This window comes from Enterococcus sp. AZ128, assembly GCF_051714485.1.
Taxonomy (GTDB): domain Bacteria; phylum Bacillota; class Bacilli; order Lactobacillales; family Enterococcaceae; genus Enterococcus_A.
This window is the reverse complement of the sequence record NZ_JBIORZ010000001.1, coordinates 1,825,489-1,848,930: the sequence shown is the minus strand read 5'-3', so window position 1 is coordinate 1,848,930 and position 23,442 is coordinate 1,825,489. Positions and strand designations below refer to the sequence as shown.

The following is a 23,442-nucleotide window of genomic DNA, read 5'->3' as shown; positions in this document are numbered from 1 at the left end:
TTTGTGAGTGATCACAAAACGTTTTTTGCTTGATTATCCAGCAGATATTTTTCTTTCCGTCTGCGGGGTAATTTTTTGAAAGCTGATTCAGCTTTGGTTGCCTCGCTTCGCGTTTCAAAGCGTTCGGCATGAATCATTTGGACAGGGCGGCGACTTTGAGGATGGGTATATTTTGCCCCCGTTCCAGCGTTATGTTCCGTCAGGCGGCGTGCCAGGTCAGTCGTGTAGCCGCCGTAAAAGCTTTGGTCTTTGCAAAGTAAAACGTAAAAGAATTGATCAGTTGCCATAAAGCATCTCCTGTAAGTCGGCAGAGTAGCTACCAGATTGATCATAAGTATATAATGGAGGAAGAAAGCGCAAGCCTTCGCTTTTGCCGTCTTTGATTCCTTCGATCAGCAGTGTGTTGGCCTCTTTCCCTGGTTTTGGATAGACGAATTGGATTCGCTTCGGCGCAATGCGATTCGCTCGCAAACAATCCACGATTTCCAGAAAGCGGTCGGGCCGATGAACCATCGCGAAACGGCCGTTCATTTTTAGTAGTTTCGCTGAAACGCTGACGACATCTTCCAAGGTTGCGTGAATCTCATGACGAGCAATAGCCAAATGTGGATTCGGGTTCTTTTGACTAGTCGGCAGTTCTTTGAAGTAAGGCGGATTACAAACGACGAGATCCGCAGAGTCCGCTCTAAAGACGTCAAAGGTATTTTTCAGGTCTAATTCATGCATCGTCAGCTGCTCTTCCAAATGATTCAAGGCAATACTGCGCTGCCCCATATCAGCCAAGCGCGGCTGCAGTTCGATCTGATCGATGGCAGCAGTTGTTTTACGACTTAAAAAAAGGCCGATCGCGCCATTTCCAGCACAGAGATCGATGATTTTGCCGCGTTTCGGGACACGGGCGAAATTTGCTAACAAGACCGCATCGATGGAAAAAGAAAAGACTTCTGAGCTTTGGATGATTTGGATATCCTCCGCGTAGAGTTGATCGATTCGTTCACCTTTTTTTAACAATTTCTTTAGCCCCCTTAAAAAAATCATACCGTTGTATTATACTACGTTTAGTTAGTTAACTGAAAGGAAGAAAAAATGTTTTTTAAATTCATTCGCGCAATCGTTCGAGTATTACTAGCTGTTATTAACGGCAATGCTCAATACCAAAATCGAGAAAAGTTGCCAGAAGGGAATTATATTCTCGTTGCTCCTCACCGTACGTGGTGGGACCCTTTTTACTTAGCTTTGGCCGCTTCACCGAAACAGTTTAGTTTTTTAGCCAAAGCAGAACTATTTAAAAATCCCGTTTTACGATTTATCCTTGTTCACTTGAATGCTTTTCCTGTCGATCGTGATAAGCCAGGGCCAAGTGTCGTAAAACGACCAATCAAAATGCTGAAGGAATCTGATAAGAGTTTGATCATGTTTCCAAGCGGAACGCGTCACTCGTCAGACCTAAAGGGCGGGATGGCCTTGATCTCACGTTTGTCGAAGAAACCAATCGTACCTTCTGTTTATCAAGGTCCGACGAAATTCTCACAATTGTTTAAACGGACACCGGTGATTATTCGTTTTGGAGATCCTATCGATGTTTCGGATATCAAAAAAATGGACAAGGAAGGGTTGGCGGAAGTAGAGCGTCGTGTTCAAGGAGCTTTTGATCAGCTAGACCATGAGATTGATCCGAATTATAATTATATCGCCAAAGAAAAAAACGCTGAGTAATCAGCGCTTCAGACTGTAGACGAACCTCGCCTTGAGGTTATTGTCTACAGTTTTTTTATCCTAATAGCGGGATGATCCAGGTTGTCCAGATCCAGCTGATGGGCATCACGAATAGCATCGCCGGAATCATATCAGCAGTAGGGAACATCTTGACCTTGATCATCCGAAATCCCGTTGCCAGCATCAAAAAACCGCCGCAAGCCTTAAAATCTAGAATCATTGCTGGTGTTGTTAAAGGGAAAATGACGGTCGCAAACAAAAATAAACTAAAAAAGATAATGAATTGCGGGATCGCGATCATAGAGACGACATAGCCGATATTGCAGGCAAAGATCGCCGCAGTGAAGAAATCTAAAATTGATTTTGCGATCAAAATCGTATGATCGCCAGTCATTCCTTCAGTCAGACTGCCGAAAATACCCGTTCCGCTAGCACAAAAGAGCACGATGATCGTTACAAGTGTACTCATGTACTCGTCGTAGGATAAGGTCAGCTCTTGCTTTGGGAATTTTTCAAGCGGCTTTTGCATCAACGTAGCAGCTGAATTGATCTTCTGATTGAATTGTAAAAGCAAGCCCAATGATGTGCCTAAAATAATCGCTAGGATCACCGCAGGCATGTTCGCCATTTGACTGATACTGGGAATGCCCATCGCCATTGAACAAACGCCAAAAATCAATGTAATCTGTTCTTTAAAATCCTCAGAGAGCAGGTGTCCTAAGAAACCGCCCAATAGGCCCCCGATAATAATCGAAAACGAATTAATAATAATACCAACTGGCAAAAAAACGCCTCCTTTTTCTTGTTAATCTCCTTATTTGGTACAATTGATGTTTAAGCCAGATTCTTCTCCAACAACGTATTTCATTGATTTCCTGTAAAAGAATCCGTTTTTAGTTTGTATTCGATAAAAATTAAAGTTGGATTGACGACGTGGAGCGGGCTTTAATTTTTGGTCACTTAATAATCGTAGCGTAAAAACCTTTGAAGGGAAAGACTTTTATGGTATGACATCCACTTGCTGAGCAGAAAAAAATGAGGAATCGTGTTATACTTTTGGGAAGGACTAAATTTGGAAAAGGGTGGATCAATGAAAGTTTTACATACGGCTGACTGGCATATCGGAAAAAAACTCCATGGTTATGATTTGTTGCCAGATCAAGCATATATTCTTGATCAAATAAAAAAAATCGCACAGGATGAGGCGGTAGAGGCCATCGTGATCGCTGGCGACTTATATGACCGCTCAGTTCCTTCCGAGGATAGTGTTCGGTTATTAAATCAAACGATTGCAGATTGGAATTTAACAGAACAACTCCCTTTATTAGCAATCTCTGGCAATCACGACAGTGCCACGCGATTAGCAACAGGCGCGCCATGGTTCAATCAAGCAAAATATCATCTTCACACTCGTTTACAGGAAGCCTTTACTCCGATTGAAATGAAAGACACACAATTTTTTCTTTTGCCATATTTCGAACCTGTTGATGCGCGCATCTATTTTGAAGATCCTGATTTGCGTACGATTAAGGATGCGATGCCGCGGGTAATTGAGAAAATTCAGGACAACTTTGATCCAACGAAAAGACATATTCTAGTCAGTCACTTTTTTGTTGCCGGCAGCAGTAAGACAGACTCTGAAACGAAGATTGAAGTAGGAGGACTTGATGGGATCAACGGCATTCTGCTGAAGGATTTTGATTATGTTGCCTTAGGGCATCTTCATGGCAAAGAGGCGTTGAAAATGGAGAACGCTCGCTACAGTGGATCACCATTGAAGTATTCTTTGTCGGAAAAAGATCAGACAAAAGGTGTATGGATCGTGGATACAGAGACCAGCGAGTTTTCTTTTCGCGAATTGGCACCGCTTCATGAGATTCAAGAAGTACAGGCTAGTTTTGCAGAATTACTGGACCCGACGTTCTATTCTAAGATCGATCGTGAGGATTATTTATCGATTTTACTAGAAGATCGCGCGGTAATTCCGAATCTTATGAACCAGCTACGGCAAGTTTATCCGCGGATCATTCAGGTTGAGCGGGCGAACGGATTTGAAACGGCGGTCGAAACGCGTTTGAAAACAGAAAATATTAAAGAGAAGTCGCCAATTACTTTGACGGAAGATTTCTTTACTGAGGTGTCGCAAAATGAGTTGACTCCGAAACAAAAAAAATGGATTGAAGATGGGCTACATACGATTCTTAAAAAAGGAGGCGCAAACTGATGCTTCCCAAAAAAATCATTATGGAAAATTTTGGTCCGTTTCTGCATGAAGAGGTCGACTTTGAAGAAATGTCCGAAGCCCCATTATTTTTGATCAGCGGAAAAACGGGTGCAGGAAAAACGACGATTTTTGATGCGATCACTTTTGCCTTATACGGTGATGCCTCTGGCGGTGTTCGTTCGTCGAATGAAATTCGCTCATCCTTCGCTGAGCCGACTGAAGAAACGCGGGTTCAATTCCTGTTTGAACATCAAGGGCGTCACTATTCTATCGAGCGTTGGCCAAAACAAACGCTGGCGAAGAAAAACGGCAAAGGCGAGACAACGAAAAATCAAAAGGTTCAATTGAGTATTTTTAACGATGCGGGACAGGAGGCGGAGGCCTATACGAAGGTAGACGCGGTGAATGAAGTGATCTATCAGATTCTGCATCTGCAAAAGGATCAGTTTCGTCAAATCGTGATGCTGCCGCAAGGAGAGTTCCGGACCTTTCTAAACGCGAACAGTACAGAAAAAGAAACCGTTCTGCGTAGTTTGTTTGGAACGAATGTTTATCGTAATTTCACGGAGGATTTAAAGTCTCAAAAAATCGAGCTGGAGAAGGCGGTCAGTGAGCTGACCACCAGAATTGATCAATTGTTCCAGCAGGTGGTCAGCGAAAAAGGCGTGACCTATGAGGAATCGCTAAGTCTTGCGAAAGAATATTTAGCAGCGGAAGAGCAGGAACTAATAAAAAGTCAGAATACGCTTACTGAAAAATTATCTGAGCAAAAAGTTATGCAGAATAATCTTCAAAAAGCGCAAGAGCTAGCAGATAAATTCCAACAGGCTCAAGAAACGCAGCAGCAGCTTTCGAAATTAGAAGAGCGTCTGCCTGAACAAGAGGAAAATAGGCGACGTTTTGTCAATGCTCAAAAAATTGAAAAAATCCGACCTGCTTATGATCGGGTCCAGGAATTAACTGTACACCAAGCGCAGCAAATTCAGGAAGTTGCCAAAAATGAGCAGCTTTCAGCAGAATTAGAGCTGCGATATGCGGATTGTCAGAAAAAATCCGCAGCTTTTGAGCAAAATAGTTCTGAATGGCAGGGGAAAGAAAAAGAGCTGCAGCACTTAGAATCCTTTTTGCCTTTAGTCAAACAAAAGGAACAGTTGTTAGAGCAAAAGGATGCCTTAACAGAAAAACAAACCCAACAGCAGACACAGATCACACAAATAATCCAGCAAATCAGCGGGCGTGAAGAAGAGCAGAAGGATTTGGCGGCTAAGAGCGGTACTGAGAAAGTTTGGCAGGACCGTCGTTATGAAGAACTGCAATTTCAACAAAGGCTGGTTCACCTGCAAGAACTTGACAAACAAATTTTTGATCAGCAGGAAGAAGAAGAGGAACAACAGATCAAGCTGGCTCAGTTAGTAGAGAAAGCCAGCAGAACTAGTAATCAGCTGACGAGTGAGACCGCGGCTTATAAAAAATTAAAGAGCCAGTGGGCTGCCGCTGAGATCGCTCGTTTGAGTATGGATCTGCTGCCGGGAGAAGCTTGTCCGGTCTGCGGTTCGAAGGAGCATCCGAATCCAGCGGAGCACGCAGAATTATCAACTGATAACTTAGGACAATTACAGGTTGCGTTAGAAACACAGGAAGCGCGTATCAAACAGCTGGAGTTGATCCGTGAACAAACGGAAGCTCGTTATGATGTTGCGATGAAAGCTTTTGATCAATTGCAACATGAACGATTAGCTGCTCAGGAATCACTTAAACAGCAGATCGAAGAGTGTCAAAACAAATTTGAAGACTATTACCAGACAGAAGTGCCGGTCGATCTAGCAGAATTAAAGGCATTTCTCGATAAGCGGCAAGGCGAGACAGCGCAGAATTTAGCTGAGATCGCAGAAATCAATCAAATGCTGCAGCAGCTGACGTTAGAGATTTCAAAAGATCAAGCGAAGAAAAATGAGATCGAAACGAGTTTAAATGCTGTAAAAGCTGAGATTCAGACATTGGATGGACGGCTAGCCAGCTTAGAAGAACAAACGGCCGATTGGCAACTGACGAGTTTAGAAATACGCATCAACGAATTAACAGAGAGTCTAAAAAACTATCGTGAACAGCTGCAGGCGCATCAGGAGTTAATGAAAGAAACTGAACAGCAACGGATTCGTCTACAAGAAAATCAAAAGCTTCTAGCGAAACAGCAGCAAGAAACGGCTGATAATCTCAAAAAGTACCACGAGCAGCTGCAAGAACAATTGGCTGAAGCTGAACTGACGATCGAAGCATTCGCAGCACCGCCGCTTGAACTAGCACAATTGGAAAAAGTGATTACAGCTTTTGACCAAGAACTCTTGGTCTTAAAAGATCGCCAAGAACGATTGACGGAATCAATAAAAGATCAGCAAGAGCCCGAACTGGAGCCGCTGCAAAATCTGTTAGCGGAAAAAGAGGCCGAGGTCAACCAATGTCAACAGCAGCATTATGCTAAAGAGAATCAATTGCAGCAGCAGCGTGAACTGGTCGAAAAGATCGAAGCCTTGCAGGAACAAAGCAAGGATCAGTTGGCGGAGCTAAGCCAAATGATCCAGCTGTATCAAACCATGAATGGTGACAACCCGCAAAAAATCAGTTTAGAGCGTTATGTATTACAATGGTATTTAGCGGAGGTACTGCAAAGTGCCAATCAACAACTGAACCAGTTGACGAAGGGACGTTATCGTTTCGAGCTGAAGCAGGAAACGGGTCGTTCCAAAGGAAATACTGGATTAGAGATAAATGTCTACGATGACAATGCCGGAGCAACCCGCAGTTCACATACCTTATCAGGCGGTGAAAGTTTCATCGCTGCGCTGTCATTGGCATTAGGATTAGCTGAAGTCATCCAGAACCAAGCTGGCGGAGTTGCTATTGAAGCGCTGTTCATTGATGAGGGCTTTGGCTCATTAGACGAAGAAGCGTTAGAAATGGCGATGGAAGCGTTGGAGGGCATTGAAAGTGCGGGGCGGATGATCGGTATTATCAGTCACGTAAGAGAATTGAAAGAGCGTATCCCACAACAAATAATTGTGGAAACTAGCGGAACAGGACGCAGCAGCATTCGTTACCAGCTAGAAGGATGGAGTGAAACGTAAATGAGATGGAGTATTCCAGAAAAAGTGATTGAACGCGGCAGAACCTACTTAAAAGAGGGACGGGTCTTATCCGTTGAGGCGGACCCTGCTCGACGTGTTTGGCATGGTGAAGTATTAGGCAGTGAACTTTATCTGGTTGACTTAGATGGCAGCGGGAAAGAAAATGATATTTGTGCATGCCCTTATTGGGAAGAACATGGGTATTGCAAACACACGGTAGCAGTCGAATTGTATTTGCGAGAAAAGGGACTGTCTCGTGTAATCAAACCTGAAACAATCTTGCCGAAGAAAATGGAGAGCAGCGTTTCTTTTGCGGATCTATTGAACCAAGGCTTCTCACGCTTGGCAAAAGAAGCAGAACCGCTGCAATCGCTATTTGTTGAATTCATAGTCGAAGCGATCCCGACGAATCCGTACCACACGGAATTGGATGTACTGGCTGTTTCCTTGCGGATCGGCAGTAATTTGAGTAAGCGCAGCTATATCGTAAAAAATTTGTACGACTTTCTTCACGCTTACCAAACAGATTCGCCTTATACCGTCAATAAACAATACAAATTCCAAATCGAAGCCGGAGCGTTTGATCCTAAATGCCGTGATTTGATCGAGGATTTAGTCGGTGTCAGCGAAACATACCAGTTATTGGGTAAAGCGGGACTGCAGGTCAAAGGGAAGTTAGACAAGCGTTATCTTTTATTGCCAGTTCATCGGATTCAAGAATTATTAGAAGCGATGGAAAAGACTGGTAATTTAAGTGTCATTTTAGGGGATAAAACCTATTCGGAAGTTCACGAGGGCCAAGAGTTACCATTATCCTTCACCTTAGAGAAGCGCGGAGAAAATGATTTTGGTTTGACCATCGAGGACGTTTTCACTAATTACTATAGTAATTATTTCTTGGGCTTTGTGGAAAATTCTTACTATTTAATGACACATGAGCAGCAGGATACGTATATCACGTTGAAGCAATTAATGAAACGGTTAAAAGAACCGGTCATTGCTTATGAGCAACGGCAGCTTTCTCAACTATTCACCGAAGTTTTCCCTTACTTGCGTAAAATTGGTCGCGTGATCGTATCAGAGGATGTAGCGGAGATCATGAAGGAAGAGCCGTTGCGTGCAGTAGTGATTTTCCGAAAAATAAAAGGGATGGTCAAAGCGGAAGCAGAGTTTCATTACGGCAATGCCTACTTCTCTACTAATGAAGCTCACCAGCCTAAATTACCGAATAATGTCGAGATTTTACGTGATCGCAAAAAAGAAAAACAAATTTTGGATCTTTTTAACACGTATCGCTACCAAAAAATCGATACTGGTTTTGAGAAAAAATTACCGATCAAAGATAATCTCTATTACTTCTTTAAAGTCGAGGTAGAGGAGTTTAGACGATACGCTGAAGTACGAATGGGCAAGAAGCTGCGTCAGCTTTTCTTAGATGGCGAAGAATTCCAACCAATGCTTGAGGTTAGTCAAGAAGGCTCATGGTTAGATATCAAGTTTGATGTGACTGGTATCAAGGACAACGAGATCGATCAAGTCTTGAATGGGTTGTTGCGTAAAGATCGTTTCTATACGTTGGAGAATGGGGAAGTTTTATCCTTCGATTCAGAGGCTTTCCAGCAAACCAGTGAAATGATTGGTCAGCTGCGGGAACGAATCAGCGCTAAAAATGGTCTGATTCGTTTACCGAAGAGTCAGGGAATTATGCTGGAGCAGCGGTTGAAGGATAATCCGCAGGCGCAATTTAGTGAAAGCTTTACTGCGATGGTTCAAGATTTAACAAATCCAGAAGAGTATCAGGTTGCTATGCCCGACAATCTTCAAGCAACATTGCGGCCTTATCAGGAAGCGGGCTTCCGCTGGTTGAAAATGTTGAGCGACTATGGCTTTGGCGGAATCTTGGCTGATGAAATGGGACTTGGGAAGACAATCCAGGTTATCACGTTCCTTTTAGCTGAAAAAGCGCAGCAGCCGATCAAGGCACTGATCGTGACGCCAGCAAGTTTAGTTTATAACTGGCAGGCGGAGATCAGAAAATTCGCCCCTAGTCTTGAGTCGATTGTTGTTTCTGGAAATCGCAGCGAACGGGAGCAATTACTCGCTGATGCTGGAGAAATCGTGATTACCTCGTATGCTAGTTTGCGTCAGGATATTGATCTGCATGATAAAATGGGGTATCAGTATATGATCCTCGATGAAGCGCAAATGGTCAAAAATGCTTCAACGAAAACATCCAGCGCACTCAGAAATTTATCGATTCCGCATCGTTTTGCTTTAAGCGGGACACCGATCGAGAACAATCTGGAAGAATTATGGTCATTGTTCCAAACGGTTATGCCAGGATTTTTCCCACCTATCGGACGTTTCCGTCAAATGGCTGTCCCAGAAATTGCCAAAATGATCCAGCCGTTCGTCTTACGTCGTGATAAGGATACGGTCTTGCAGGAATTGCCGGAACGGATCGAATCCAATGTATTGAGCAGCTTGACTGAAGAACAGAAGACCGTTTACTTAGCGTACCTCAAACGAATGCGGCAGGAAGTCGATCAAATGGACTCTGCAACATTCCGTAAACAGCGTGTAAGTATTTTGGCGGGATTGACGCGCTTGCGCCAAATCTGTGATGATCCACGTCTTTTCATGGAAGGCTATGAGGGCGGCTCAGGTAAACTGGAGCAAGTGAAGGATTTAATCCATGCGGCGAAGGAAAACGGCAGACGTGTGCTACTATTCTCGCAATTCACGAGTATGCTTTCCATTATGGAGCAGGAATTTGCTGAGGAAGGTGTTTCCAGCTTTTATCTAAGAGGCAGTACGAAAGTCTCTGATCGTCTGAAAATGGTCGATGCCTTCAATGCGGGAGAAAAAGATGTCTTCTTGATTTCCTTGAAAGCCGGCGGTACTGGGTTGAACTTGACTGGAGCAGATACTGTTATCTTGTATGATTTGTGGTGGAACCCCGCAGTAGAGGAACAAGCAGCAGGTAGGGCGCACCGGATCGGTCAGAAGAAGGTTGTGGAGGTTTGGCGTATGATTGCTGAAGGAACGATCGAGGAACGTATGAATCAACTGCAGCAAGAAAAACGCGAGCTGTTCCAAAAAGTTATTCAAGGCAATGAAGAACAAACGAATAAACTTACTGAAGACGATATTCGTATGATTTTAAGTTTAGGTGAATAAATAGAAGAAAAGTTTGCAGCGCTATGACTTAGCGTCGCAAACTTTTTTGTTAGTTAGGGCGTTATTCAAATCGTTAAAACTCTTGATTTCTTTATCGAAAATTGCGGTCTGGCCACTTGGGATGTCTCGTCCCTGATGATTGAACCACCAGACAGACCATCCTGCAGCTTTGGCACCAATGACATCATTATCGAAGCTGTCGCCGATGTATAAAAGCGATTCAGGGGACAGAGCCAAGTGCTCCTCCATTAACTTAAAGATTCTAGGGTCAGGTTTTTGGATCTGAACCCCGTCTGATATCAAAATGCTTTCCCAGTCGAACCAGTTGGCTAATTGCAACGCATTGAGTTTATCCTCTTGCCGCTTTACGGGCCCATTTGTAATTATTCCCATGGGAACCTTCTGTTCTTTTAACCAGTCTAAGGCACTGCTTATCTCGATCGGTAATGAAATTGTCTGCAATGCGTGGTCATATGCTGTTTGAAATGCGTCTAGATCAGCATCAGCTGGCACGAAATCGAAATCTGCTAATGCTAGCCGAATTCGCTCGTAGCGCATTTTTTCTAAAGTCCATTCGCCAGTGATTGATTTCATATAATGAAAATCACTATAATGACGAAAACGAATAAATAGTGCCTTCATTTCACTTGCGGGAAATGAGGGGAAAAGCGAATGGATGGCTGCTGCAAAAGGCGCTTGCTGTTCATACAGCGTGTCATCTAAATCAAATACAATTCCTTGGATCATTGAATCACTCCTAATTTCTGAATGGATTCATTATACCAAAAAAAACATCGGTTTTTGTTCACGCTAAGAAAAAAACTAGCTTGATTAGATAATTCTTGTTATGTTATCGGCGCGCTGATGAATTGAAAAAAACACTATCTGCAATCAATCAAAAATATTCTTGCGAAAAAAAATAATGATTGAAACTGGAAAAAAAGGCGGATTTTTAGGGTTTACCAATTTTTGAAATCTCTATAAAAAATTTGGAGATTTTTGATAATTTGTAAGCTGTATCTATTTCACTACCTTGTTTTGCAGGTGAAATCTGATACAGAGGAATACTTATTAAAGCAAAATAAAATAACTTTAAAATAATAAGCGGCATGTTTTAAACAACAATCTATTTTAAAATAATTCTAGAAAAGGCCTATGAGAGAATGGTTTATTGTTCGTTGTTTTATTTTTAAAAATAAAACTTAAGATTATTGATAGGATAAAAAAATATTTCACTAAAAAATAAATCGATAATTTCTCGAAATACGAGTCTGTAATGATACAGTTTTTTATCTTGTTATAACACTGTGCTAAATGAGAGCTACGCCACTGCTTTCTCATCTTGACAAATCATTATTGGCCTGACAGCTCGTATTACGTAGGGATAAATTAAATAACGTTAATATTTGCAAAAAAAAAGAGGAGCACCTCTTTTTTTTGTTACCTTTTTTCTGTATAATAGAGACAGATAGCAGGAAGTGAGTATTACCTGTTACAAAAATTGAGAGTCAAGAAAAGGAGTGATATGCATGTTAACACTATATACTTCCCCTAGTTGTACATCATGTCGGAAAGCACGTGCTTGGCTACAGGAACATGAGATCCCTTATGTTGAACGAAATATCTTTTCTGAGCCATTGAACATTGATGAGTTGAAGGCCATTTTACAAATGACTGAGGACGGAACTGAAGAAATCATTTCAACCCGTTCAAAAGTTTTCCAAAAGTTGAACATGGATTTAGATGAACTGTCACTAAAAGAATTGTTGGACTTAGTTAAAGAAAATCCTGGATTGCTGCGTCGTCCGATCATGATCGACGAGAAACGTTTGCAAGTCGGTTTTAATGAAGATGAAATTCGTCGTTTCTTACCTCGTGACGTTCGCCAATATGAATTACGTCAAGCCCAATTGATGGCTGGACTATAGAATATATACCCCGCGAATGCGGGGTATTTTTTGATTATTCGCTAAATGTAATAAATTGAGACAGCTCTTTTTTTAAGGGCTCAACCTCTTTTTTAAAATGAAAGCCGCGCATGCCGGTTTCTTCGGCAGCTAGAATGTTGGCGGCTGTATCGTCGATAAAGTAGCATTCAGCAGGATTCAATCCAAAGTGACTATAAAATGCTCGAAAGATTTCATGCTCAGGTTTAGCTAATTTCCAATCTGAAGAAATGAAGATGCCGTCAAATGAGCTATGGTTTGGCACTTTTTCTTCATATAAATAATAATCCTGCGGTGCGTTGGACAAAAGATAGACACCTAATCCCTGTTCTTTTAACTGTCGTGGAAGTTGCGCCATTTGTGGTAAGGGATGTAAGCCATTATACCAAGTAGTTAGTAATTCTTCTGCCGTGCCATGTAACTCTTTTGGCAGTCGATTTTTTACTGATAACAGAAGTTCTGGTTTTGTCATCATTCCTTTATCAAAACGCAGCCAGTCTACTGAACCAAATATTTCTGATACTAGCAACTTTTGCTGGGCTTCATCGCTCGTTGTTTCACGGACAAAGCGTATTGGTTCAAAATCAACTAATACGTTTCCTAAATCAAATACAATATTTTTGATCATCAAAAAACCTCCTTAGTGATATACTTTAGTCTATCACTCAAACAAGAGATAGGGGTCTGATTTATACGTATTTGTATATAAGTTAATGGAAACTAGAGAATTCCGAGTAAAAGGAATCTATGAGGATAACATTCATGAGAAAAGTAAAAACAATTCGCAAAGGTTTGGCCAGTCCTCATTTTTACCGCAAGTCTCATGAATCGAGGGCGAGTTTTCTCTTTTGTTTATAGGAATTTAATAAAATTCGTCGGCTTTCTTTACTTTTAAACGGAATCAGTTACAATGAACATATAATCTATCTTTAAAGTGAGGTGTGCCAAGATGGAGATGGAACACATCAATGAGAATACGATCCGCGTCATTATCGAGAATGAAGATTTAGCTGAACGAGGAATTACGTTTTTAGATCTGCTGGGGAATCATCGGGAAATCGAATCTTTCTTCTATAGTATTTTAGAAGAAGTCGATATTGAAGATGAGTTCAAGAGTAGTGAGGCTGTCACTTTCCAAGTACTTCCGAAGAATGACGGATTGGAACTATTTATTAGTAAAAACCTGACACCCGAAGATCTCAATAAAATGAACAATTCAACAGAGTTCGAAACGAGTGATTTTGATCAGCTGATTCGTCAGCAGATTTTAGCCAACTCTGAAAGTCTTGAAGAGGATGGAAAAGTGAGTCGCTTACGGGTTTTTCAATTAAGTAGTTTTGAGGACATGATTGAATTAGCGAGCTATCACTTTTTAGATGAGGCTTGGTGTGACTTATACCTATTGGATGAGACATATTATTTACAAGTTTATTTTGACCCTGAGGTTTTTGGCGAGTTTGGATTAGCAGACGTCATCGCTGAAATCTTAGAATATGCTCAGGATTCTGCTGTTTCAGCAGAAATGTTAGAAGAGTATGGGAAGCTTCTGATGCATCGCGATGCAATCGAGATTACGCGTGCTCATTTTAATTAGAGTGTTCAATACTATCGTTCTTATGAGCGATGGTATTTTTTTGCTAGTAGTACTTATAATAAAGTAAGAAAATTTCTTTCTAGTTACGTATTCCATGTTTTCCTGCGTATCTTTCTTTTGAGGTGAGGAAAATGCTGTTTGCTTATACAAAAGAAAAAGAGATGGTCAGTGCTTCAGAAATAAACGACGAGCAAAAATATTTTTGTCCAGATTGTGATGAACAGTTGATTCGGAAAGCGGGAAAAATCAAAATTCCCCATTTTGCTCATATGAACAATTCAGAGTGCTATGGCTTGAGTGAAGGAGAGACTCATGAACATCTACAATTAAAGCGGCTTTTTTTTAAATGGGGGAACCATTTTGAACGTAATTGGAAAATGGAAGCGCCTCTTACAGATTTAGCGCAGCGTCCAGACTTATTGCATGAGCATTTAGCGGTAGAGATCCAATGTTCGCCGATCAAGGGCGCCCGACTGGCTGAACGGATGCAGGGATATCGTCAGCAAAACTACCAGGATTGGTGGCTGTTAGGAAAGAAGTTGCAGCCCACTGAAAAATTTACACAACTGCAGAAGCAATTTTGTTCGTTTGATAAAGAAAGAGGACTCCATCTTTGGTTGATAGAGAAAAAGCAGATTCGTCTGCTTTATCATATCCATGAAACAGATCGTTTCTTTTATTGTGAAGAACGCTGGCCCAACGGCTCTCAATCTGTAAAGAATATTTTTCAAACAACAGTAAGCAAACGTCCACCACATCTTTTTCCTACTATAGAAAGTGTCAATAAACGGAAACAATCGTTGAGTCTTAAACTAGTTCAAAGCAATCCGCGACTTCGTGGCCTGCAGCACTATTTTTATCAAGAGCGAAGACATCTGCTCTATTTGCCGGACTGGGTCTATTTTCCAAGCCGCTATTTCTTCTTCTATCAAGAGGATTTGCTGGTCTTTCGTTATTTGTTTCAAAAAGAAGGGAAAAACGCCTCGCGGATTTTTGATAAATTTCTAAACTACCGATCAGAAAATCAAAGAGAGTGGTTCTTTCATCGAATTGATCAGCGTGAGATATTGGAACGCCTCTATCTTGAAGCGATTTTTTGTCAAAGAAAGGCTAAAGTTTCGTCAGCCTGACCGCTTTTGAAAATACTTTTTTCCAAATTGTGGTACTATTAAATGTGATTGATAGATGAAACGTCACTTATTCTTCACGCTTCAATAGGAGTCGTTTAGAGATCGGCGTTTGAGAATCAAGTTTCTTTCTAAAGAGGAAAGGACTACAAAACAAGTTAGGAGTGTTTTAATGAGCGAAGCAAAACAATTGCCAAAGCGGCAGGAAGTACCCACTGAACTGACTTGGGACTTAACCAAAATTTTTGCGGATGATGCGGCTTTTGAAGAAAAATTTCAAGCGTTATCCGATGAATTAACTGAAGTGGATAAGATCAAAGGGAGTTTAGGTCAAGGTGCAGCAGAATTTTTAACAGCGATCGAGTATGTTTTAGATATTTATCGCAAAGCGGAAGTTATTTATGTATATGCTCATTTAAAAAATGATCAAGATACCGTTGATACAACAAATCAAGCACTTTATGCTCGAGCTTCAAGTTTAATCGCACAAGTCAGCGAAGCAGTTAGCTGGTTTGAACCGGAAATGTTGCAATTGACGGATCAAGAGATTTGGGCCTTTTTCGAAAGCGAACCAAAGCTTGACCTATATCGTCATTTTGTGGAACAGATTATTTCAGAAAGAGCACACGTTTTACCCGCTGAACAGGAAGCGTTGTTAGCAGGGGCCAGCGAGATTTTTGGGAGTTCCGCTGATACGTTCTCTGTTATGAACAATGCGGATCTGAAATTCCCAGTTGTGAAGAACGAAGAGGGTGAAGATGTCCAATTAACCCATGGTGTTTATGGTCAATTATTGGAAAGTACGGATCGAAAAGTTCGTGAACAAGCTTTTAAATCCTTGTATTCTGTGTATCATCAATTTCGGAATACCTTTGCTTCGACATTAAGTACTCATATTAAAGGGCACAATTACAAAGCGAAGGTTCGCGGATATGGGTCAGCACGTGAGGCCGCTTTAAGCGGAAATCATATTCCTGAAGATGTCTATGAAACATTGACATTAGTAGTCAATCAATACCTGCCTTTATTGCATCGTTATGTGGAATTGCGCAAGGAACTACTAGGCTTAGAAGAATTGCACATGTATGATTTATATACACCGCTATTAGCAGAAGCTCCTGTTAAATTTACGTATGAAGAAGCACAAGAAAAAGCGCTTGAAGCATTGAAACCTCTCGGCGAAGAGTATTTAGAAGTCGTGAAAAAGGCTTTTGCGGAACGCTGGATCGATGTAGTAGAAAATCAAGGGAAACGCAGCGGTGCCTATTCTTCCGGTGCCTATGATACACAACCATATATTCTGTTGAATTGGCACGATCGTCTGGATGAATTATATACATTGGTTCATGAAATGGGTCATAGTGTTCACAGCTATTTTACTCGTCACACGCAGCCGTATGTTTATGGTGATTACTCGATTTTCTTAGCAGAAATTGCTTCGACGACGAATGAAAATCTTTTGACAAGCCGTTTGTTGGAAACTGAGAAGGATCCAAAAATACGTGCATATATCATTAATCATTATCTTGATGGTTTCAAAGGGACGATTTTCCGGCAAACTCAATTTGCTGAATTTGAGCACTTCATCCATACGGAGGATGCTGCCGGCACGCCATTGACAAGTGAGCATTTAAGCAAGTTTTACGGTGAATTGAATGCGAAGTATTATGGACCGATTGTTATCAACGATGAAGAAATCAAAGATGAATGGTCGAGAATTCCACATTTCTACTATAACTATTATGTTTATCAATACGCGACTGGCTTCTCGGCAGCGAGTGCTCTAGCAAAACGGATCGTCGAAGGCGAACCCGATGCTTTAGAAAAATACTTGGCGTATCTGAAATCTGGAAGCAGTGATTATCCGATTGAAGTTATGAAAAAAGCCGGTGTCGATATGACGCAGCCAACGTATATTGAGGACGCGATGGAAATCTTTGCATTGCGATTAGATGAGTTGGAACAACTGGTCGAAGAATTAAAGGCTTAATCAAAAAAAAGAAGCAGGAGCTTAGCGCTCTTGTTTCTTTTTTTTGCGTTGGTAAATCTGAAATGAAGGAGCTATAAAAATAATGAAGAAAACATTTATTTTTATTAAAGATTGATGCTTTATAATTTTTTTCCAATACAGATTACGTTTGAAAAACAATAGTTAAAAATTGAATTTAAGGCTTGTTTTATGCGGAAAAGGTTCTATCAGCCAGGAGAATATATTCAAATAATTGAAAGAAATTTTACAATTGGAATTTCTCTTTTGAGAATGATTATGCGAAAATTAGCATAAGTAGAGGGGGTGGAACATAATGACTAAACCAAATAAAAGAGACAAGATTGATTTGTTTTTAAAATTGTCAATTGCGGTCATGTTTATTGCTGGTTTTCTGATTTTTATGTATCCATTCGTTGTAGACTCGATCAATAATTACATTGATCAGCAGCGTCTCGAAGAGGTCCAAGAGAAAATGGAAGCTCGATCAGAGGCAGATAAGAAAAAACGTCTTGAAAAGCTTGAAAAAGAAAACAAGAAGTTGAAGACGATCATCCCAGGGGCAGGAAGTTTTGATGATCCTTTTGAAACATCACTTCGAGGAACTAAAAGTCCTAAAAAGGAATACTACGAAAAGCATATGATTGGTGCAGTATTCATACCGAAAATAAAAGTGAGCCTGCCAGTCTATGATGAGACGAACGACTTTTTATTGGATAAAGGAGCTACTGTTCTGCAAGGTACCTCTTTTCCGGTAGGTGGAAAGGGAACACATTCAGTCATAACCGGACATACAGGATTGCCAGAGAAGAAACTGTTTACAGATCTAGAGTTGCTCAAAAAGAAGGACAAGTTTTTCTTACATATAGAAGGAAAAAAATTGGCTTATCAGGTTGATCGGATCAAGGTCGTGAAACCTGATAAGTTTGATGCGCTCAAAATTGAATTGGAACGCGATCAAGTGACACTGCTGACGTGTACGCCTTATGGTGTGAATAGTCATCGTCTGCTGGTCACGGGTCACCGTGTGGCTTACCCGGTTGAAGCGGCGAAGAAAATCAAAGAAACCGAAAAATATCATCGTCGACGTGTGTATTATCTAATGGCCGGTTGTCTATTCTTCGCACTGATTTTTGGCTACTTCGTCTGGCGCAAAATCATACTTTATCAATCGAAAAAACGCGAATACGATTTTGTCTTCTATCTATATGAGAATGGTGAGCCATTACCGGGTGTGCGTGCATTGCTTACTCAAAAACAAGACGTTGTTCGCATCGATGGCAAACTTGTTCATACAGTCAGCGATGTGTTCGGGAAGATTGAATTCAAACAAATTCCTGGCGGCGTTTACCGTGTTGAGACCGAAAATGGTTTGAGTGTAAAAGGAAAGGTTTGGCGTTTGAAGGATAAGAAATTCAAGATTCTTAAACGTCGCGGATACAAGAATATCAAACAAAAAATCAAGCATTTTATTATTGAAAGCAAGGTGAACTAGCATGAAGAGGGCACCTAAATCTAGCAGCGCTAAAAGACAAATGATCAGCAAGATTTTTATGATCTTGATCTTTTTAGTCGGGGTATTAGTCATGATGTATCCTTTCTATATCAATGCCGTCAATGATTTTATTGATCAAAAAAGAATGGAAGAAGTTCAAGAACAGAACAAGGAGCAGAATAAAGAGCAAGTCCGCAAAGCGAAGGAACGAATGAAAAAACGCAACGAAGAGTTGAAAAAAAATGGGTTAGTTCCTAAAGCCCCTAAGTTCACAAATAATAATGAACGAAAAATCGTAAGTGACGACTATATTCGCAAGCACTTGATTGGCGCGATCAGCATTCCGACAATCGAAGTTACATTGCCGCTGTTCGATACAACTAATGAGAAGCTGTTGCAAGAGGGCGCAACCGTCTTGCAAGGGACCTCCTATCCGACGGGAGGAGCGGATACCCATTCAGTTATTTCTGCTCATAGCGGATTGCCGGAAAAAAATTATTTACGGATTTAGAAGAAGTGAAAAAGGGTGAGATATTTGTCATAACGTTGTTCGAAGAGAAGCTAGCTTATGAAGTAGACAAGATTGACGTTGTCGAACCGCGAGATACATCCGTAATCGAGATTGAACCTGGTCGCGACATTGTCACTTTATTGACCTGTACGCCTTATATGATCAATAGCCATCGTCTATTAGTGACCGGTCATCGGGTGCCTTATACAGAAAAAATGGCAGAAGCTATAAAAAAAGCGGACGATTCGCGTAAACTAAAGGAGATACTGATTTTAGTTGGATTCGCACTCTCCATATTGCTCCTGCTGTTTGGAATCTATCGTGCCATTCACGCGTATCTTTTAAAGAAACGCCAGTTCAATTTAAATATTCTTCGAACAGATTCATTTGGCAATGCCTTAGCAGGAAGAGAATTTGCGATGTATAGTAAGAATGGAAAACGTCCAGTACAGAGACAAGGTATTCCATTGATGGCGGTGACAGACGAAGAAGGTCGTGCACGTTTTGAGAGTATTCCAGGCGGTGTTTATTGTATTAAAGATAGTGAGGCACTTGGTTTTAAAGTAGGAATCAAGAAATTGCGTCAGGATAAAATAAGTCTTTATTTAACTAAACAACAGAAGGGTTACATTTTTACGAAGGAAAATGCTGTTCAGATCAAAAAATAAAAGCATCATTGCCAGGAGGCAATGATGCTTTTTTAGATTAATGATAAGTGATTGTCTGCTGTTGACTGTCGGATTGGTGCATTTCTATTTTGAGATTCTAAGAATGCAATCAATGACTCTTTCGTATTATATGTATCTAAAATATGATGGATCGTATCGCATCCTTCGATACGGATACCTGCATCACAATCACCGCCGTAGTTATAGATTACAGCTGAAGGGTGAGAAGTGATTTCCATCTCATGAGCGATCTGCTGGTCTGTTAGAAACGCTTCTTGAACAAACGCTGAATGCCGATCCTCTAGGAACATTTCTAAATCACCGCCGACTTTGGTGAATAGCTGAATCGCTAGTTTCTTTGAATAAGGTTGTTTCTGTTCACCAACCGTTTCTTGTAATTCAACTAAGAAATCACGCCCACGCTTTTTTCCTTGCAGATGAGCGGCTTTAACATCTAAAGCGGCTGAATGAATTTCTTGTGACAGGTCGGTTCTTAATTCAATATCTTTTTCGGAGGCGCCAATCCGCTGCATGAACTCAGAGACTGTTTTTAAATTCATGATCGGAATCAGACGTAGCTGGATTTTCATATCGTACTCTTCGATCAAATCAATGATCCGTCGCTCGATTGATAAACATTTTTTTCCAATCGGATTAACAAATAGATAAATCTCGATCATTGGAGTCCCTCCATTTCTTTATTTCGCTTTTGCTGTTCAGTCACGGCTCGAGCGATTTTATTTTGTGTTTTTCGGTAAGGTAAGTCGAATTTTTTTAATAGCTGGTTAAAGTCGCCTTCATTGTAATTCGAATCTGGAACTTCAAGCTCCAGCTCGTAATCATGCTGTTCGCCGTACCAGCTTTCATCCAATGCGAGTTTTCCTTCTGTAATGGTAAATTCCGCACGTTTTGTGATTAATTTCCCAATTAGGTGCAAGTCTAACAATGAAATATTTAATTGCTTCAGCCGGTTCAAAATTTCAGTAGCTTGCGAAACGAACTGTTCATTCTCTACAGCATGATCCACATCAGCAATCGTGAGGGAATCGGTGACCTCTAAAAGACCAACAGTTCGAGGAATTTTCAACGTTGCTTCAGCCTTAGCAGCAAAACGGCGAATTCTCAGACCCATCCCATGTTGTTTTAGTTGGAAATCAGCTGTATCGAAGTAAAGATTTGTTTGTATTACAAATTGCTCATCTGTAATATTATAGTAACGTAACAATTCAGTATACTCGTCTTTTGTCAGCATACTCTTGAATTCGATTTCAATTTCTTCACTCAATCTTATTTTACTCCTGATTCTAGAAAAATCCTAATATAAGACATCCTCACATAGAATAACCTAGCTAGTCAAATGATTAGAACTAATTCCATGAAAATGTTAGTATTTTGTAATATTTGTTGTGGGAGAAAAATATGATAATTCTTTCTGCGGAAGGTTTATGATAAGATAAGAAAGAATGGAAAAATGAAGCGAGGGATATGCGATGGAGAGAGACTGGGATTCATTTCTTGCTCCGTATGAATTGGCAGTAGCGGAGTTAAAGATAAAATTACGCGGATTGCGGAAGCAATACCGTACGAGCGGGGATCATGTGCCGATTGAGTTCGTGACCGGTCGTGTTAAGCCAGTGGAAAGTATCCTTAATAAGGCGGAGTTGCGGGGCATTCCGTTGAACCGTTTAGAAGATGAGATGTCTGATATGGCAGGAATGCGTATCATGTGCCAATTTGTGGAGGACATTCCCTTAGTCGTGGAAATTTTACGACGTCGAAATGACATGAAGATCATTCAAGAGCGGGATTACATCACGAACCGAAAGGCCAGTGGCTATCGATCGTATCATCTCGTGATCGAATATCCTGTGCAGATGTTAGAAGGAGAGAAAAAGCTTCTGGCAGAAATCCAAATTCGGACGTTATCGATGAACTTTTGGGCAACGATCGAGCATTCAATGAACTATAAATATAAAGGGCAAATACCTGAAGATATCCAAAGGCGATTATTTCGGGCGGCGGAAGCTGCATATCAGCTAGACGAGGAAATGTCCAGCATACGTGATGAGATTCAAGAAGCTCAGCATGTATTTAATCGTAAGGAACAAAAAAAGGAAGTGGGACGTCATGGGACTACGGATCGGAATCATCCATAATCAAGAAGAAAAATCAATTCGGGTGTTGCAGCGTTTACGGGGATTATTAGCCGGCAAGGATGATTTAGAGATCGTGGATCGTGATCCAGAGCTGGTAATCACGATCGGCGGTGACGGAACATTGCTTTCAGCGTTTCATCGGTACAACCATCGATTAGATGAAGTCCGTTTCCTAGGGGTGCATACAGGCCATCTAGGTTTTTACACTGATTGGCGGGATTATGAGCTTCCAGAGTTAGTAAATAGTTTGAGTGCTGAGCAGGGGAAAAGCGTAAGTTATCCTCTTTTAGATGTTGTTTTGACGACGAGTGATGGCGAGAAGAAGCATTTCTTAGCTTTAAATGAATCAACGATTCGTAAAGGCAGCCGTACAATGGTAGCAGATGTTTACATCAAGGAAGAATTATTTGAACGGTTTCGCGGGGACGGGTTAGCTATTTCTACACCTACTGGTTCAACCGCTTATAATAAGAGCGTCGGCGGTGCGGTGGTTCACCCCAGCATCAATGCGATGCAATTAGCGGAAATTGCTTCATTGAACAATCGTGTTTTTCGAACGTTGGGCTCTCCTAGTATCATTGGTTCTCATGAATGGATCGATGTTCGCTTAAAAGGGAATGAGCAGCATTTAATAACGATTGATCAGCTCGATATCAATCGCAAAGGGATTACATCGATCAAATATAAAATCGCTGAAGAACGGATTCACTTCGCTTCTTATCGGCATATGCATTTCTGGCATCGGGTTAAGGATGCCTTTATTCGAGAGGATTAATTTTGTGGAATTCAAATGGACGTATCAAGAACAGACCAGTTCGCTAGTACGAACTTTTTTAAAACGACAAGGGATCTCAAAAAAATTATTGGCTAAAATTAAATTTCATGGTGGCAAAATTTTAGTGAACGAGACGGAACAAAACGTCTTGTTTTCTTTAAAAGCCCATGATATTGTAACAGTTGTGATTCCAGACGAAGAGCCTTACGAGACCCTATTAGCTGACGATATTCCTATCGAGATCGTTTTTGAGGATGAGCATTTGTTAGTGGTCAATAAACCAGCGGGGATTGCGTCGATTCCGTCACAATATCATCCCCGTGGAACTATGGCTAACCGGGTCAAGGCATATTACGTAGCACAAGACTACGCCGACCAAGTCGTGCATGTCGTTACGCGTTTGGATCGAGATACATCTGGTTTGATGTTGTTTGCGAAGCACGGTTTTGCTCACGCAAAGCTAGATCAAGGCTTGCAGCAGAAGCAGTTTATTAAAAAATACCAAGCACTCGTTTCTGGTGAAGTGGAAACCTTACAGTCTCATGGGAATATTTTGCTACCCATCGGTCGTGATATGTCGTCTTTAGTAAAGAGACAAATAATCGAGACAGGACAACAGGCTGAAACGGAATATTGGTTAAAAAAACGAAATCTGACTAGCGCTTTAGTGGATATACAGCTGCATACGGGGCGGACTCATCAGATTCGAGTACACTTTTCGGCGATTGGCTGTCCTTTACTAGGTGATGATCTTTACGAGGGTGCGATGGATTTAGGAATTCAACGTCAAGCGCTGCACTGCTATTCTTTAAGCTTTCCTCATCCGTTCAACGACGAAACTATGCATTTCGAGCTGCCGTTAGCCGCTGATATGGCTGCGATAGCAGAAATGCTTTAGATCAATGAAAGGATAAACGTGAGGTAGGTTGTCAGTTCAGCTT

At 41.1% G+C, this 23,442-nt stretch carries 20 protein-coding genes and 1 pseudogene; 14 read left to right on the top strand and 7 right to left on the bottom strand.

Going from position 1 to position 23,442, the window contains the following annotated elements; genetic code table 11:
- Window positions 1–11: 11 nt before the first annotated feature.
- Window positions 12–287 (bottom strand): GIY-YIG nuclease family protein, encoded by a 276-nt coding sequence (locus tag IGI38_RS09090; RefSeq protein ID WP_438729011.1) that lies wholly within the window; start codon window positions 285–287, stop codon window positions 12–14.
- A complete protein-coding gene (locus tag IGI38_RS09085; protein ID WP_438729009.1) occupies window positions 277–1,011 on the bottom strand; it encodes a tRNA1(Val) (adenine(37)-N6)-methyltransferase in 735 nt (244 codons plus the stop codon). Before IGI38_RS09085 ends, IGI38_RS09090 begins: the two co-directional genes overlap by 11 nt.
- 75 nt (window positions 1,012–1,086) lie before the next feature.
- On the opposite strand from IGI38_RS09085, the gene IGI38_RS09080 reads away from it, so the two are divergent.
- Window positions 1,087–1,716 (top strand): lysophospholipid acyltransferase family protein, encoded by a 630-nt coding sequence (locus tag IGI38_RS09080; RefSeq protein WP_438729007.1) that lies wholly within the window; start codon window positions 1,087–1,089, stop codon window positions 1,714–1,716.
- A gap of 55 nt (window positions 1,717–1,771) precedes the next feature.
- Here the strand turns inward: IGI38_RS09080 and IGI38_RS09075 are convergent, their stop codons facing one another.
- The gene (locus IGI38_RS09075; protein ID WP_438729005.1) at window positions 1,772–2,500 is read right to left on the bottom strand and encodes a DUF554 domain-containing protein; all 729 of its coding nucleotides are present in this window, start codon (window positions 2,498–2,500) and stop codon (window positions 1,772–1,774) included.
- A gap of 306 nt (window positions 2,501–2,806) precedes the next feature.
- On the opposite strand from IGI38_RS09075, the gene IGI38_RS09070 reads away from it, so the two are divergent.
- Genes IGI38_RS09070 through IGI38_RS09060 form a run of 3 tightly spaced genes read left to right on the top strand, consistent with a single transcriptional unit; the run spans window position 2,807 to window position 10,242 of the window.
- Complete coding sequence (locus tag IGI38_RS09070) at window positions 2,807–3,940, top strand: exonuclease SbcCD subunit D (protein WP_438729003.1); 1,134 nt, start codon at window positions 2,807–2,809, stop codon at window positions 3,938–3,940.
- The gene (locus tag IGI38_RS09065) at window positions 3,940–7,062 is read left to right on the top strand and encodes an AAA family ATPase (protein WP_438729001.1); all 3,123 of its coding nucleotides are present in this window, start codon (window positions 3,940–3,942) and stop codon (window positions 7,060–7,062) included. Before IGI38_RS09070 ends, IGI38_RS09065 begins: the two co-directional genes overlap by 1 nt.
- The gene (locus tag IGI38_RS09060; protein WP_438728999.1) at window positions 7,063–10,242 is read left to right on the top strand and encodes an SNF2 helicase associated domain-containing protein; all 3,180 of its coding nucleotides are present in this window, start codon (window positions 7,063–7,065) and stop codon (window positions 10,240–10,242) included.
- 21 nt (window positions 10,243–10,263) lie between these two features.
- Here the strand turns inward: IGI38_RS09060 and IGI38_RS09055 are convergent, their stop codons facing one another.
- Entirely contained in the window at window positions 10,264–10,989 is a 726-nt protein-coding gene (locus tag IGI38_RS09055; RefSeq protein WP_438728997.1) for an HAD family hydrolase, read from the bottom strand.
- 782 nt (window positions 10,990–11,771) lie between these two features.
- On the opposite strand from IGI38_RS09055, the gene spxA reads away from it, so the two are divergent.
- A complete protein-coding gene (spxA, locus tag IGI38_RS09050; RefSeq protein ID WP_010739854.1) occupies window positions 11,772–12,170 on the top strand; it encodes a transcriptional regulator SpxA in 399 nt (132 codons plus the stop codon).
- Between the two features lie 34 nt (window positions 12,171–12,204).
- Here the strand turns inward: spxA and IGI38_RS09045 are convergent, their stop codons facing one another.
- Complete coding sequence (locus tag IGI38_RS09045) at window positions 12,205–12,816, bottom strand: HAD family hydrolase (RefSeq protein WP_438728995.1); 612 nt, start codon at window positions 12,814–12,816, stop codon at window positions 12,205–12,207.
- A gap of 321 nt (window positions 12,817–13,137) precedes the next feature.
- Here IGI38_RS09045 and IGI38_RS09040 point away from each other — a divergent pair, with 321 nt between their 5' ends.
- From IGI38_RS09040 to IGI38_RS09015, 6 genes and pseudogenes are all read left to right on the top strand, one after another.
- Window positions 13,138–13,782: an adaptor protein MecA gene (locus IGI38_RS09040; RefSeq protein WP_438728993.1), complete on the top strand. Its 645-nt coding sequence runs from the start codon at window positions 13,138–13,140 to the stop codon at window positions 13,780–13,782.
- Between the two features lie 131 nt (window positions 13,783–13,913).
- The gene (locus IGI38_RS09035) at window positions 13,914–14,912 is read left to right on the top strand and encodes a competence protein CoiA (RefSeq protein WP_438728991.1); all 999 of its coding nucleotides are present in this window, start codon (window positions 13,914–13,916) and stop codon (window positions 14,910–14,912) included.
- A 169-nt stretch (window positions 14,913–15,081) separates the two neighbouring features.
- Window positions 15,082–16,899, top strand: a complete 1,818-nt coding sequence (gene pepF, locus IGI38_RS09030) for an oligoendopeptidase F (protein ID WP_438728989.1) — start codon at window positions 15,082–15,084, stop codon at window positions 16,897–16,899.
- A gap of 313 nt (window positions 16,900–17,212) precedes the next feature.
- Window positions 17,213–18,391 (top strand): class C sortase, encoded by a 1,179-nt coding sequence (locus IGI38_RS09025; protein ID WP_438728987.1) that lies wholly within the window; start codon window positions 17,213–17,215, stop codon window positions 18,389–18,391.
- Window position 18,392: 1 nt separating this feature from the next.
- A pseudogene (locus IGI38_RS09020) lies at window positions 18,393–19,063 on the top strand (class C sortase); the annotation flags it as partial.
- Complete coding sequence (locus IGI38_RS09015; RefSeq protein ID WP_438730390.1) at window positions 19,061–19,570, top strand: SpaA isopeptide-forming pilin-related protein; 510 nt, start codon at window positions 19,061–19,063, stop codon at window positions 19,568–19,570. The pseudogene IGI38_RS09020 and the gene IGI38_RS09015, both read left to right, overlap by 3 nt.
- Before the next feature lie 32 nt (window positions 19,571–19,602).
- Here the strand turns inward: IGI38_RS09015 and IGI38_RS09010 are convergent, their stop codons facing one another.
- Together IGI38_RS09010 and IGI38_RS09005 are read right to left on the bottom strand one after the other, a co-directional pair.
- The gene (locus IGI38_RS09010; protein WP_438728985.1) at window positions 19,603–20,250 is read right to left on the bottom strand and encodes a DsbA family protein; all 648 of its coding nucleotides are present in this window, start codon (window positions 20,248–20,250) and stop codon (window positions 19,603–19,605) included.
- Window positions 20,247–20,855: a CYTH domain-containing protein gene (locus IGI38_RS09005; RefSeq protein WP_438728983.1), complete on the bottom strand. Its 609-nt coding sequence runs from the start codon at window positions 20,853–20,855 to the stop codon at window positions 20,247–20,249. Before IGI38_RS09005 ends, IGI38_RS09010 begins: the two co-directional genes overlap by 4 nt.
- 205 nt (window positions 20,856–21,060) lie before the next feature.
- On the opposite strand from IGI38_RS09005, the gene IGI38_RS09000 reads away from it, so the two are divergent.
- The 3 genes from IGI38_RS09000 to IGI38_RS08990 are packed head-to-tail and all read left to right on the top strand — an operon-like array spanning window position 21,061 to window position 23,399.
- Complete coding sequence (locus tag IGI38_RS09000) at window positions 21,061–21,726, top strand: GTP pyrophosphokinase (protein WP_438728981.1); 666 nt, start codon at window positions 21,061–21,063, stop codon at window positions 21,724–21,726.
- Window positions 21,698–22,501: an NAD kinase gene (locus tag IGI38_RS08995; RefSeq protein ID WP_438728979.1), complete on the top strand. Its 804-nt coding sequence runs from the start codon at window positions 21,698–21,700 to the stop codon at window positions 22,499–22,501. The genes IGI38_RS09000 and IGI38_RS08995 overlap by 29 nt, the downstream gene beginning before the upstream one ends.
- A gap of 4 nt (window positions 22,502–22,505) precedes the next feature.
- A complete protein-coding gene (locus tag IGI38_RS08990; protein ID WP_438728977.1) occupies window positions 22,506–23,399 on the top strand; it encodes an RluA family pseudouridine synthase in 894 nt (297 codons plus the stop codon).
- Window positions 23,400–23,442 lie beyond the last annotated feature (43 nt).